Annotated in this window: 12 protein-coding genes; all 12 read left to right on the forward strand. The window is 65.3% G+C overall.

What is annotated here, in order from left to right; translation table 11 throughout:
- Positions 1-11: 11 nt before the first annotated feature.
- The 12 genes from F8N66_RS13880 (at position 12) to F8N66_RS13940 (ending at position 12,627) form a co-directional block, all read left to right on the forward strand.
- Positions 12-920 (forward strand): enoyl-CoA hydratase, encoded by a 909-nt coding sequence (locus F8N66_RS13880; protein ID WP_150770703.1) that lies wholly within the window; start codon positions 12-14, stop codon positions 918-920.
- Positions 917-2,029, forward strand: a complete 1,113-nt coding sequence (locus F8N66_RS13885; protein WP_150770704.1) for an NAD(P)H-dependent flavin oxidoreductase — start codon at positions 917-919, stop codon at positions 2,027-2,029. The genes F8N66_RS13880 and F8N66_RS13885 overlap by 4 nt, the downstream gene beginning before the upstream one ends.
- The gene (locus F8N66_RS13890) at positions 2,026-2,778 is read left to right on the forward strand and encodes an enoyl-CoA hydratase family protein (protein ID WP_150770705.1); all 753 of its coding nucleotides are present in this window, start codon (positions 2,026-2,028) and stop codon (positions 2,776-2,778) included. The genes F8N66_RS13885 and F8N66_RS13890 overlap by 4 nt, the downstream gene beginning before the upstream one ends.
- Positions 2,779-2,787: 9 nt before the next feature.
- Positions 2,788-3,951: an acyl-CoA dehydrogenase family protein gene (locus tag F8N66_RS13895; protein ID WP_150770706.1), complete on the forward strand. Its 1,164-nt coding sequence runs from the start codon at positions 2,788-2,790 to the stop codon at positions 3,949-3,951.
- 9 nt (positions 3,952-3,960) lie between these two features.
- Positions 3,961-5,019, forward strand: coding sequence for an acyl-CoA dehydrogenase family protein (locus F8N66_RS13900; protein ID WP_150770707.1), 1,059 nt, complete (start codon positions 3,961-3,963; stop codon positions 5,017-5,019).
- Positions 5,020-5,022: 3 nt separating this feature from the next.
- On the forward strand, positions 5,023-6,174 hold the full coding sequence (locus tag F8N66_RS13905; protein ID WP_150770708.1) for an acetyl-CoA C-acetyltransferase: 1,152 nt from the start codon (positions 5,023-5,025) through the stop codon (positions 6,172-6,174).
- A gap of 58 nt (positions 6,175-6,232) precedes the next feature.
- Positions 6,233-7,111, forward strand: a complete 879-nt coding sequence (locus tag F8N66_RS13910; protein ID WP_150770709.1) for an SDR family oxidoreductase — start codon at positions 6,233-6,235, stop codon at positions 7,109-7,111.
- 284 nt (positions 7,112-7,395) lie between these two features.
- Positions 7,396-8,181: an SDR family oxidoreductase gene (locus F8N66_RS13920; protein ID WP_150770710.1), complete on the forward strand. Its 786-nt coding sequence runs from the start codon at positions 7,396-7,398 to the stop codon at positions 8,179-8,181.
- 10 nt (positions 8,182-8,191) lie between these two features.
- Positions 8,192-8,662, forward strand: a complete 471-nt coding sequence (locus tag F8N66_RS13925; RefSeq protein ID WP_150770711.1) for a MaoC family dehydratase — start codon at positions 8,192-8,194, stop codon at positions 8,660-8,662.
- A 7-nt stretch (positions 8,663-8,669) separates the two neighbouring features.
- Positions 8,670-9,878, forward strand: a complete 1,209-nt coding sequence (locus F8N66_RS13930; protein ID WP_150770712.1) for an acetyl-CoA C-acyltransferase — start codon at positions 8,670-8,672, stop codon at positions 9,876-9,878.
- Between the two features lie 76 nt (positions 9,879-9,954).
- Positions 9,955-11,172: a helix-turn-helix transcriptional regulator gene (locus F8N66_RS13935; RefSeq protein ID WP_150770713.1), complete on the forward strand. Its 1,218-nt coding sequence runs from the start codon at positions 9,955-9,957 to the stop codon at positions 11,170-11,172.
- A 78-nt stretch (positions 11,173-11,250) separates the two neighbouring features.
- The gene (locus tag F8N66_RS13940) at positions 11,251-12,627 is read left to right on the forward strand and encodes a DUF1329 domain-containing protein (RefSeq protein ID WP_150770714.1); all 1,377 of its coding nucleotides are present in this window, start codon (positions 11,251-11,253) and stop codon (positions 12,625-12,627) included.
- The last annotated feature ends 102 nt before the right edge of the window (positions 12,628-12,729 follow it).

Genomic DNA, 12,729 nt, shown 5'->3' on the forward strand with positions numbered 1-12,729 from the left:
GGACAGCGAGCATGCACAGCAGCGACAGTGAATTCATCGTCCGCCAGGACAACGCCGTCTACGAGACGGACACCCCGGTGCTGTACAGCGTGGCCGAGGGCATCGCCACGCTGACGCTGAACCGGCCGACCTTCAATAACGCGCAAAACTCGCAGATGACCTACGCCCTGGATGCCGCGTTTCGCGCGGCGGTGGACGACGACAGCGTCAAGGTCATCGTCCTGCGGGGCAACGGCAAGCATTTCTCGGCGGGCCACGACATCGGCACGCCGGGACGGGATATCGACAAGCCGTTCGAGCGCGCGCACCTGTGGTGGGACCACACCAACAAACCTGGCGGCGAGCAGTTGTATGCCCGCGAGCAGGAGGTGTACCTGGGCATGTGCCGACGCTGGCGCGAGCTGCCCAAGCCGACCATCGCCATGGTCCAGGGCGCGTGCGTGGCGGGCGGGCTGATGCTGGCCTGGGTCTGTGACTTGATTGTCGCCAGCGACGACGCGTTCTTCCAGGACCCGGTGGTGCGCATGGGCATTCCGGGAGTGGAGTACTTCGCCCATCCCTATGAAATGAACCCGCGCATCGCCAAGGAATTCCTCTTCACCGGGGACCGCATGAGCGCCACCCGCGCCTGGCAAGTGGGCATGGTCAACCGCATGGTGCCGCGCGAAGAGCTGGAGCAGGCCACTTACGCCCTGGCCGCCGGCATCGCCCGCCAGCCGCGCATGGGCCTGGCCCTGACCAAACAGGCGATCAACCACGTCGAGGACTTGCAGGGCAAGCGCACGGCGATGGACGCGGTGTTTGCCTGGCACCATTTCGCCCATGCCCACAACGAACTGTTGTCCGGCGACAAACTGGGTGGCTTCGACGCCAAGGGCATGGCCCGGGCCAACAAACAGGCCGAGGACAAGAACCAATGAACCGCTGGCTGGATACGCCACTGACCGAGGCCCTCGGTTGCCGCTACCCGATCGTGCAAACCGCCATGGGCTGGGTGGCCGACGCCAACCTGGTGATCGCCACGACCCGGGCCGGGGGCTTCGGCTTTCTCGCCGGGGCGACCATCGCGTCCGACCAGTTGGAGAGTGAAATCCGCAAGGTGATCGACGCCACCGGCGGCAGCAACTTCGGGCTCAACTTTCATATGTTCCAGGACAACGCCGCGCAGTGCGTCGATCTGGCGATCCAGTATCGCCTGCGCGCCGTGAGCTACGGGCGTGGCCCGGACAAACAGACCATCGCCCGCTTCAAGGCGGCCAAGGTGTTGTGCATTCCCACCGTGGGCGCACTGAAACATGCAATCAAGGCCGTGGAGCTGGGCGCCGACCTGATCACCATCCAGGGCGGCGAGGGCGGCGGCCATACCGGCGGCGTGCCGAGTTCGATCCTGCTGCCCCAGGTGCTGGCGGCGGTCAGGGTGCCGGTGATCGCGGCCGGTGGATTTTCCACCGGCCGTGGCCTGGCCTCGGTGCTGGCCGCCGGCGGTGCCGGCATCGCCATGGGCACGCGGTTTCTGATGACCCGCGAATCGCCGACACCGGCCGCGACCCTGGAACGCTACCTCAAGGTCAACGACCCACAGCAGGTGCGCGTGACCACGGCGGTCGACGGCATGCGCCACCGCATGATCGAAAACCGTTTCATCAATCATCTGGAGCAGGCCGGGCCCTTCGGCCGCCTGCGCATTGCCCTGGGCAGCGCCTGGCAGTGGAAGCAGCAGACCGGCATGAGCCTGGGGCACATGGCCTCGGTGTTTATGCGTGGCTTGCGCGAAGACCCGTCGGCGTTGTCGCAGGTGGTGATGGCCGCCAACCAGCCGGTGCTGTTGCAACGCTCGATGATCGATGGCCGGCCCGACGAGGGCATCCTGCCCAGCGGCCAGGTCGCGGCGGCCATCGGAGAATTGCTCAGTTGCCAGGACGTCATCGAAAGCATTGCCCTTGAGGCCCGGCAATGCCTGGACGCGCTCCTGGCCCGCAGCCAGACGAGCCCCACGAACCAACCCGCGAGCATTGGAGAACCCCTGTGAACCAGGCATTTACCACACAACTCAATCAGGGGATCGCTGAACTGGTGATCGCCAAACCCCCGGTCAACGCCCTCGACAGCCAGGAATGGCACGCCCTGGCGCGACAGATCGAAGCCCTTGGCGCCAACCCCGAGGTGCGAGTCATCGTGATTCGTGCCGAAGGCCGGGGCTTTTGCGCCGGGGTCGACATCAAGGAACTGGACCAGCATCCGGAACGTATCGTCGAGGTCAACGCCGGCAACTACGCGACCTTCAAGGCCGTGCACCGCAACCCGGTGCCCGTGATAGTCGCCGTGCATGGCTTTGTCCTGGGCGGTGGCATCGGCATCACCGGGGCGGCGGACATTGTGGTCGCCTCCGACTGCGCAACCTTCGCCCTGCCGGAAGTCGACCGTGGCGCCATGGGCGGCGGTGCGCACTTGCAGCGCCTGTTCCCGGTGCAAAAGGTGCGATACCTGTTCTTTACCGGCGAGCGCATCGGCGCGCCAGAAGCCCTGCAATACGGCTTTATCGAGCGGATCGTGAGCAAGGATCAACTGCGCGAAACCGCCCTGGGCATCGCGGCGAAAATCGCCGAAAAGAGCCCGGGCATGATTCGCATCGCCAAGGAAGCCTTGAACGGCATCGAAGACGGCAACCTGGAAGACAAATACCGCTGGGAACAGGGCTTCACCATGCAGGCCTACAGCAGTCCGGACTCGGCGGAAACGCGCCGGGCCTTCGTCGAAAAACGCGACGCCAAGTTCTGAGGGAACGCCATGGACCTGACTTATACCCCCAAGCAAAACGCCTTCCGCGCCGACGTTCGCGCCTGGCTGGCGGCCAACGTGCCCCGTGAACCCCTGGCCAGCTACGACACCCGCGAAGGTTTCGAGCAGCACCGCGCCTGGGAGGCCAAATTGTTCGACAGCCGCTGGTCGATGGTGATGTGGCCGGCCGACCTGGGGGGGCGCGGCAGCGACCTGATCGAGTGGCTGATCTTCGAGGAAGAGTATTACGGCGCCGGGGCACCGATGCGCGTCAACCAGAACGGCCAGCTGCTGCTGGGGCCGACCCTGATGGAGTTCGGCACGGCGGAGCAGAAGCAGCGCTTCCTGCCGCGCATGGCCGCCAGCCTGGACATGTGGGCGCAAGGCTGGTCGGAACCCAACGCCGGGTCCGACATGGCGGCGATCACCAGCAAGGCGGTGCTCGACGGCGACCACTATGTGATCAATGGGCAAAAAACCTGGTCGACCCGGGCGATCTACGCCGACTGGCTGTTCGGCCTGTTCCGCAGCGAACCGGGCTCGGCACGCCACCACGGCCTGTCGTTCGTCATGGTGCCGCTGGATACGCCGGGGGTGAGCATTCGCCCGATCAAGGCGCTCAACGGCAAGGACGCCTTCGCCGAGGTGTTTTTCGACGACGTGCGGGTGCCGGTGGGCAACCGCATCGGTGCCGAAGGGCAGGGCTGGCATGTGGCAATGGCCACCGCCGGTTTCGAGCGCGGCCTGTTGTTACGCTCGCCGGCACGCTTCCAGGCCACGGCCCGCAAGCTGGTCGAGCTGTACAAGGCGCACCGCGCCAGTGCCGACCGTGATCCGGGCCTGCGCGATGCGGTTCTGGAGACCTGGATGGGCGCCGAAGCCTATGCCTTGTCGGCCTATCACACCGTGGGGCGGCTGAGCCGGGGTGAGCAGATCGGCGCCGAGTCGAGCATCAACAAGATCATCTGGTCGGAGCTGGACCTGAAGATGCACGAGACCGCCATGCGCATTCTCGGTACGCGCGGCGAGCTGGTGAACCAGGGCGCGCAAGGCGGTGATGCGGCGGGCTGGCTGGAGGGTTTCCTGTTTGCCCAGTCCGGGCCGATCTATGCCGGCACCAACGAAATCCAGCGCAACATCATCGCCGAGCGGATGCTCGGCTTGCCGAAATAAGGAACCGCCATGGACTTCACTTTTAACGATGACCAGTTGGCGTTCCGCGAAGCCATCAGTCGTTTCCTGATGACCGAAGCCGACCCGGAAATGCTTCGGGAAATCTGGGAGACCGATGTCGGGCGCTCCCGGGACCTGCGCAACAAGATCGCCGAGCAGGGCCTGACCGCCTTGTCGGTGCCCGAGGCCGAAGGTGGCCTGGGCATGGACGATGTGACCTGGGCGTTGATGACCCAGGAGCTGGGCTACTACGCCATTCCCGACTCGCTGGCCGACACCGCCTATGTCGCCTGCGGCTTGCTCGCGCAGCTGCCGGCCGGGCACCCGGCCCGCGCCGACCTGCTGCCACGGATCGCCGATGGCAGCCTGCGCCTGGCGATCAATCATCCGGTCAATGCCCTGGTGAGCGACGCGCCCTTGGCCGAAGTGCTGATCCTCACCGACGGCGATGACATCCACGTGGTGCCCCGCGCCGAGGTGGACGTGCAAGCCCGGCCGAGCATCGATGCTTCGCGGCGCCTCGGCGCGGTGAGCTGGACGCCAACCGCCAGCACCTGCATCGCCAGCGGCGAGCAGGGCCGCGCCTTGCAGGCGCGCATGCTGGACCGTGGCGCGCTGTCGGTGGCGGGGCAGTTGCTGGGTCTGGCGCAACGCATGCTCGACCTGTCGGTGGACTACGTGGCCCAGCGCAAGCAGTTCGGCAAACCGATCGGCAGCTTCCAGGCGGTCAAGCATCACCTGGCCGATGTCGCCCGCCACATCGAACAGGCCAAACCGGTGCTGTATCGCGCCGCCCATGCCCTGGCCCGAGGCGACCTCAACGCCGGCGTCTGGGTCTCGCAGGCACGCCTGGCGGCGAATGAGGCGAGCTGGATCGCCGCGCGCAAAGGCATCCAGGTGCATGGCGCGATGGGGTACACCTGGGAAGTCGACTTGCAGATGTTCATGAAGCGCGCCTGGGCCCTCGATGCGTCCTGGGGCGACCGCGGTTTCCACAAAACCCGTGTCAGCGACTACCTGTTCGCCGACGCCACCGGCCTGGGGCCGGGGCATACTTTCGAGGAATGAGTCATGGCCCAGGCCTACATTGTTGATGCACTGCGCAGCCCCACCGGCAAGCGCAAGGGTTCATTGAGCGAGATCCACGCGATTGACCTGGGCGCCCATGTGCTCAAGGCGCTGGTGGAGCGCAACGTGATCCCCGCTGAAGACTACGACGACGTGATATTCGGTTGCGTCGACACCATCGGTTCCCAGGCCGGCGACATTGCCCGCACCAGTTGGCTGGCCGCCGGCCTGCCATTGACGGTGCCCGGCACCACGGTGGATCGCCAGTGCGGTTCGTCGCAACAGGCGCTGCACTTCGCCGCGCAGGCAGTGATGAGCGGCACCCAGGACGTGGTCGCGGTCGGCGGGGTGCAGACCATGACCCAGATCCCGATTTCCTCGGCGATGCTGGCCGGCCAGCCCCTGGGTTTTGCCGATCCGTTCTCGGGCAGCGTCGGCTGGCGTGCGCGGTTCGGCCAGCAGCCGGTCAACCAGTTCTATGCCGCGCAGCGCATTGCCGATCACTGGCAGATCAGCCGCGAGCAGATGGAAGCCTTCGCCCTGCAAAGCCACGAGCGGGCGCTGGCGGCCATCGCCAGTGGCCGGTTTGCCCGGGAAATCGTCGCCTGCCAAGGCCTGTCGGTGGATGAAACCCCGCGCCACAGCAGCCTTGCAAAGATGGCCGAGTTGCAGCCGGTGGACCCGCAGTTCCCGTCGATCACCGCCGCCGTGTCCAGCCAGACCTGCGACGCCTCGGCGGCGCTGCTGGTGGTGTCCGAAGCCGCGCTCAAGCGTTACGACCTGACGCCACGGGCGCGAATTCATCACCTGACCGTGCTCGGCGATGACCCGATCTGGCACCTCACCGCCCCGATTGCCGCTACGCGCCGGGCCCTGGCCCGCAGCGGCTTGAGCATGGCCGACATCGACCGGGTCGAGATCAACGAAGCCTTTGCCTCGGTGGTCATGGCCTGGGCCAAGGAGCTGGACTACGACCCGGCGCGCACCAACGTCAACGGCGGCGCGATTGCCCTGGGCCACCCGCTGGGTGCCACTGGCGCGCGCTTGATGACGACGCTGCTCAACGAACTGGAATGCAGCGGTGGCCGCTATGGCCTGCAAACCATGTGCGAAGGCGGCGGCCAGGCCAACGTGACGATCATCGAACGCCTGTGATTTTTAATCCGGGCCACGCGCCGGGCGCGCGGCCCACCTCGTTTTCAAGGAGTCAAGCATGACAATCTGTTCAGGCCGCACCGTGATCATCACCGGGGCCGGCGGCGGGCTCGGTCGCGCCTACGCCCTGGCGTTCGCCGCGCAAGGGGCCAATGTGCTGGTCAACGATATTCGCGCCGAGGCGGCTGAAGACGTGGCCGGCGAGATCCGCGCCAACGGTGGCCAGGCCATCGCCAACAGTGACGACATCACCACCCTGGCCACCGCCCAGCGCATCGTCGATGCAGCGCTGGCGGCGTTCGGCGAGGTGCATGTGCTGGTCAATAACGCCGGCGTATTGCGCGATCGCATGTTCATCAGCCTCACCGAAGAGGACTGGGACATGGTCATGCGCGTCCACCTCAAGGGCCATTACTGCCTGGCCAACATCCTCGGCCGCCGCTGGCGCGACCTGGCCAAGGCCGGCACGCCGGTCGACGCGCGGATCATCAACACCAGTTCCGGCGCAGGCCTGCAAGGTTCGGTGGGGCAGTCCAATTACTCGGCGGCCAAGGGCGGCATCGCTTCGTTGACCCTGGTGCAAGCGGCGGAACTGGCGCGCTACGGGGTCACCGCCAACGCCCTGGCACCGGCGGCCCGCACCTCGATGACCGAGAGCGCCATGCCCGATGTGGTGAAAAAACCCGAGGACGGCAGCTTTGATGCCTGGGCCGCGGAAAACGTCGCGCCGCTGGTGGTGTGGCTGGGCAGCCCGGCGTCGGCCCACGTCAACGGGCAGGTGTTCGAAAGCCAGGGCGGCCGGATTTCCCTGGGTGACGGCTGGCGCACGGGCGTGACCCGCGACAAGGGCGCGTTGTGGCGGGTTGAGGAGATTGGTGAAGCGGTTGATGCGATCCTGGCTGAAGCGCCGAAGCCGCAGAAAGTCTGGGGGAGTTGAGGGCGTATTTTTGGCCGGGGTGTGATGGGCCTGAGGCTTCACACACCCACATCCCCTGTGCGAGCTGACTTGTCGGGCCGCCTCACGGGGTTCTCTGTGGGAGCGGGCTTGCTCGCGAAAGCGGTGTATCAGTCAATATCCAAGTTGAATGTTGAACCGCATTCGCGAGCAAGCCCGCTCCCACACAGGGATCGTGTCGCGGCTTTCTACCCCATTTTGACGATGTCCTCGCGCCGCCCCCTGCGTACAACTGCAGCGTATTCATTTCTTCGGAGGTAGACGCTGTGAAACAAGCCCCCCCTTATGTTCCCGGTCATCAGCTGCTGGCTGGCAAGTCGGTGTTGATCACCGCGGCCGCAGGTGCCGGTATCGGTTATTCGGCGGCCCGGCGCAGTGCCGAGGAGGGTTGTCGCGCGTTGATGATTTCCGACGTGCATCCACGTCGCCTGGAAGAGGCGGTGGAGAAGCTCAAGGCCGAGACCGGTCTGCAGGCGATTTATGGCCAGCTGTGCAATGTCACCGTCGAGGACGACGTCCAGGCCCTGGTGACCAGCGCCGAGCAGGCGTTGGGCGGGGTCGATGTGTTGATCAACAACGCGGGCCTGGGCGGCCAGAAACGTGTAGTGGAGATGAGCGACGAAGAGTGGCTGCGGGTGCTGGATGTGACCCTCACCGGCACCTTCCGCATGACCCGGGCGATGCTGCCGCACATGCAGCGCCGTGGCGCCGGGGCCATCGTCAATAACGCCTCGGTGCTCGGCTGGCGGGCCCAGAAAGAGCAGGCCCATTACGCCGCCGCCAAGGCCGGGGTGATGGCGCTGACCCGCTGCAGCGCCCTGGAAGCCGCCGAATTCGGCGTGCGCATCAACGCGGTGTCGCCCTCGATTGCCCTGCACGAGTTCCTCAAGAAAGCTTCCAGCGAAGAGCTGCTCGCCAGCCTGGCCGGGCGTGAAGCGTTCGGCCGCGCCGCCGAAGTCTGGGAAGTGGCCAACGTGATGATGTTCCTGGCCAGCGACTACGCCTCCTACATGGTCGGCGAAGTGCTGTCCGTCAGTTCGCAACAAGCGTGAGGATCCGTCCATGAGTCATGTGTTCAACAGTGCCCGGGCATTGCTGGCGGCCGAGGGCCTGGACCTGGGCCACACCGAATGGCTGACCATCAGCCAGCAGCGGATCAATCTGTTCGCCGAGGCGACGGGCGATCACCAGTGGATTCATGTCGACCCGGTGCGTGCCGCCAGCGGTCCGTTCGGGGCCTGCATTGCCCACGGCTACCTGACCCAATCCCTGGCCAATCTGTTCATGCCGCAGTTGTTGACGATCGACAACATGGCCATGGGCGTCAACTACGGCAGCGACCGGGCGCGCTTCCCGGCGCCGGTCAAGGTCGATTCGCGGGTGCGCGGCAGCGGCCAGATCCTCCGCGCCGAACAGCTGGGCGACGCCGTGCAACTGGTGGTGCGCATCACCGTGGAAGTCGAGGGCCAGGCACGCCCCGGCTGCGTGATCGACACCATCAGCCGCTACACCTTCAACCCCCTTTCCGAGTGAGTTCGTCATGAACCTGAATGAAGTCGTCATTGTCGCCACCGCCCGTACCGCGCTGGCCAAGTCCTTTCGCGGATCGTTCAACGATACCGAAGCCCCGGTGCTGGGCGGGCACGTGGTACGCGCCGTGGTCGAGCGCGCCGGCATCGAGCCCGGTGCCGTCGAGGATGTGATCATGGGCGCGGCGGTGCAGCAGGGCACCCAGGCCTACAACATCGGCCGGCTTTGCGCCTACACCGGCGGTTTGCCGGACAGCGTGCCGGGCATGGCCCTGGACCGCATGTGCGCCTCGGGCCTGATGAGCATCGGCGTGGCGGCCAAGGGCATCATGACCGGCGAGATGAGCATCGCCATTGGTGGCGGCGTCGAGTCCCTGTCGCTGACCCAGACCAAGCACAAGAACAGCTTCCGCGCCCAGTCCGAAGCCGTGCTGGACGTGATGCCCAGCGCCTACATCCCGATGATCGAAACCGCCGAAATCGTGTCCCGCCGCTATGGCATCAGCCGTGCCGCCCAGGATGAGTATTCGCTGCACAGCCAGCTGCGTACCGCTGCCGCGCAACGGGACGGCCTGTTCGACGAGGAAATCGTCGGCCTGGGCGTGGACAAGCTGTTGTTCGCCGCCGATGGCCAGCCCAATGGCCACGAACGCGTGCAGGTGCTGCGCGACGAGTGCAACCGGCCGAATACGCGCCTGGAAGACCTGGCCAATTTGAAGCCGGTGTGGAAGGACGGCAAATGGATCGAACAGGGCGAGTTCGTCACCGCCGGCAACGCCTCGCAGTTCTCCGACGGTGCGGCGGCCAGCCTGCTGATGAGCCGGGCCGAGGCCACGCGTCGCGGTTTGACGCCGCTGGGCATTTACCGAGGCATCGCCGTGGCTGGCTGCGCGCCGGAGGAAATGGGCATCGGCCCGGTGATCGCCATTCCCAAACTGCTCAAGCGCTTCGGCCTGGGCGTGGCGGATATCGGCCTGTGGGAGATCAACGAAGCCTTTGCCAGCCAGGTGTTGCATTGCCGCGATGCGCTGCAGATTCCGCCCGATCGCCTGAACGTCAACGGTGGCGCGATTGCCATCGGCCACCCCTTCGGCATGTCCGGCGCACGGATGGTCGGCCACGCCTTGCTCGAAGGGCGGCGGCGCGGTGTGCGGTATGTGGTGATCGCCATGTGCATCGGTGGCGGCATGGGCGCCGCCGGCCTGTTCGAACTGCCGTGAGGCGAGCGGGGCGCCACCGCTCTCTCGATTAAATCCATGGGGGCCTGCCCGTCAGGCCTCCTGCTGGGGAATGCTTATGCAAAGTTGTGTGCCCAATGCACAGGTCCTGGCGCAAATGGGCCTGGAGTTGGCCGAGTACGAACGGATTATTGGCAACATCTACGATGCGGCGATGGACACCCGCAACCTCAGCGATTCATTGCGCGAGGTCAGGGCCTTGTTCAAGGCCAATTTCGTCACCTTGATCCTGCGGGTCCAGGATGAGCCGCTGTTGTCGCCGATGGTGGTGGCCGGTGATGTCGAGCGCGGGGAGGGCGGTATCAACCATTATGCCTACTACGCCAAATCCACCCTGTTCGACGGCTTGCCCACCGATAGGGTGTTCACGGTCGATGAACTGATGAGTGACGCCGAATGGTCCAGCTCGGCGTTTTACCTGCTGTTTTGCCAACCCCACGATTGTTACCACATGCTCGGTGCCGATATCCGCATGCCGGATGGCGGCACGGTGCGTCTGCGGATCAATCGGCCCGAGGGGCATCCACGGTTCACTGCCGTTGAACGGGCGATGTGCGCCATGTTGCTGCCGCATCTGCGCCGGGCGCTGCACATGCATTCACTGCTCGATCGCAGCGAGTCGCTGGGCAGCCTGTATTCGCAGACGATCAGCCGCCTGGCGGTGGCGACCATCGTGCTCGATGAAAACGGCAGTGTGGTGCAACTCAATCCCGTGGCCCGGCAGATTATCGACAGCCAGGACGGGCTCAAGGTGGTGGGCGGCCGGCTGGAAGCGACGTACCCCAGTGACAACCGGGAGCTGTCGCGGCTGGTGCGCAACGCCTTCCAGCGCGCCAGGCAGGGCGTGGGCAAGGGCGTGCAGGTGGCGGAAGCGACGTCGATCTCCCGGCCTTCGGGGCAGGTCAGCCTGGGCGTGGTGGTGGAGCTGATTCCGTCCCAGGAACTGCTCGAAGGCCATGGCAAGCCGACCGTGGTGGTGTATGTGCGCGATGCGGTGAGCAAGTCGCTGGTGAGCACGGTGCTGACCTCGCAGCTATACAACCTGACCCCGGCGGAAACCACCCTGGCCCTGGAATTGGCCAACGGCCTGTCCCTGGAAGAAGCCTCGGAAATCCTCAACATCCGCCGCAATACCGCGCGCGCCCACCTGCGCTCGATCTTCTCCAAGACCGGTGTGCGGCGCCAGACCGAGCTGGTGCGGATCATGCTCAACAGCGTGGTGGCCCTGGGCGCGCCGCAGCCGGCGGTGAACCCGGTGTGCGCGAAAACGCGTTAGTCCGTGCGGACGATGCTGCCGGGTTCCTGGCCTGTCGATACTGGGCACCGTCGTCGAACGTTAATAAGGAGAATAAAAATGAACGGCAGTAATCAGTCCCCTGGCTGGGCCATGGCGTTGTTGTTGGGATGCTGTGCCATCGGCACGGTGAATGCCGCGCCGGAGGACATCGAGCGGCTGGGCAAGGATTTGACGTGCCTGGGCGCGGAAAAGGCCGGCAATGCCGACGGCAGCATTCCTCCGTTCAGCGGCAAGTGGCTGGGCGTGCCGCCCCACGTCGATTTCAAGGGCACCGGCAACCACCCGGTGGACCCGTACCCGGACGACAAGCCGCTGTTCGTGATTACCGCGCAGAACATGGGCCAATACAGTGACTACCTGTCCGACGGGCAAAAAGCCCTGTTCAAGCTGTACCCGGCCACCTACAAAATGCCGGTTTACCCGACGCGCCGGGACTTCCGCTTCAACGACGCGGTCTGCCAGGCCACCAAAGAGAACGCCAGCGTGGCGCGTTTGGTGGATGACGGCGAAGGGGTGGTGGGCAAGACCGGTGGCACGCCGTTCCCGGTGCCGCGCACTGGCCTGGAGCTGTTGAAAAACGCCTCGACCTTCACCTTGCGGGCCTGGACCGAGGAGTACACCTCCGACAACGCCTACGTGCTTAAGGACGGCAACATCAACTGGGGTCGCGTGCATTCGCGCAACCTGGCGCCGTCGCTGGAGCCGGGCAAGATTGGCGAAACCACCGGCAACTCCGCGTTCTACCTCAACGAAACCCTGCTGCCGCAACGGGACAAGGGCGAGATCAACACCGGCACCGAGTTCTGGAACGACAAGACCGAGCCGCGCCAGGCCTGGCGCTACGATCCCGGCACCCGGCGTGTGCGTCAGTCGCCGGGGTATGGCTTCGACATGTCGTTCCCGGGCAGCGGCGGCTCCATCACCGTCGACGAGGTGCGCCTGTTCAACGGATCAGGGCAACGTTACGACTGGAAGATCGTTGGCAAGCGCGAGATGTTCATCCCTTACGACACCTATCGTTTGCATGCCGCCAACCTCAAGTACGCCGACCTGCTGACCCCTGGCCACATCAACCCGGATGCCATGCGTTTTGAACGCCACCGGGTCTGGGAGCTGGAAGGCACGCTCAAGCCGGGCTTCCGCCATCTGTATGGCAAACGCAAGTTGTACATCGATGAAGACACCTGGTTCCCGATGCTGGCCGACAACTACGACAACCGTGGCGAGCTGTGGCGCACCTCGATGGTCAACTACTTCTACGCCTACGAAAGCCAGCGACCGCAAGCGGGCGTGGGCCTGTACTACGACCTCAATGCCGGCAGCTACCTGGCGTTCAACCTGATCAACGAGCAGCGCAACGGCTACCTGTTGAACAAACCCGGCTTCAGTCCCCGCGACTTCGGCCCGGAAGCCGCTCGCCGATTCGGCCAATAACCGTGGAGCAGGGTGCCCAACGTGAGGCGGGCACCCTTTGAGAGTGGATCGCGTTTGATCTAGTCCAACTGAAGGATGCTCTCCCGGCAAGCCTGCTCAATG

The sequence above is a fragment of the Pseudomonas fluorescens genome, assembly GCF_902498195.1.
Taxonomy (GTDB): Bacteria; Pseudomonadota; Gammaproteobacteria; order Pseudomonadales; family Pseudomonadaceae; genus Aquipseudomonas; species Aquipseudomonas fluorescens_BU.

What these genes read in the sequence shown, in the direction of transcription:
- F8N66_RS13880 (WP_150770703.1), top strand. Translation starts at nt 12, where the DNA reads ATGCACAGCAGCGACAGTGAATTCATCGTCCGCCAGGACAACGCCGTC.
- F8N66_RS13885 (WP_150770704.1), top strand. Translation starts at nt 917, where the DNA reads ATGAACCGCTGGCTGGATACGCCACTGACCGAGGCCCTCGGTTGCCGC.
- F8N66_RS13895 (WP_150770706.1), top strand. Translation starts at nt 2,788, where the DNA reads ATGGACCTGACTTATACCCCCAAGCAAAACGCCTTCCGCGCCGACGTT.
- F8N66_RS13900 (WP_150770707.1), top strand. Translation starts at nt 3,961, where the DNA reads ATGGACTTCACTTTTAACGATGACCAGTTGGCGTTCCGCGAAGCCATC.
- F8N66_RS13905 (WP_150770708.1), top strand. Translation starts at nt 5,023, where the DNA reads ATGGCCCAGGCCTACATTGTTGATGCACTGCGCAGCCCCACCGGCAAG.
- F8N66_RS13910 (WP_150770709.1), top strand. Translation starts at nt 6,233, where the DNA reads ATGACAATCTGTTCAGGCCGCACCGTGATCATCACCGGGGCCGGCGGC.
- F8N66_RS13925 (WP_150770711.1), top strand. Translation starts at nt 8,192, where the DNA reads ATGAGTCATGTGTTCAACAGTGCCCGGGCATTGCTGGCGGCCGAGGGC.
- F8N66_RS13930 (WP_150770712.1), top strand. Translation starts at nt 8,670, where the DNA reads ATGAACCTGAATGAAGTCGTCATTGTCGCCACCGCCCGTACCGCGCTG.
- F8N66_RS13935 (WP_150770713.1), top strand. Translation starts at nt 9,955, where the DNA reads ATGCAAAGTTGTGTGCCCAATGCACAGGTCCTGGCGCAAATGGGCCTG.
- F8N66_RS13940 (WP_150770714.1), top strand. Translation starts at nt 11,251, where the DNA reads ATGAACGGCAGTAATCAGTCCCCTGGCTGGGCCATGGCGTTGTTGTTG.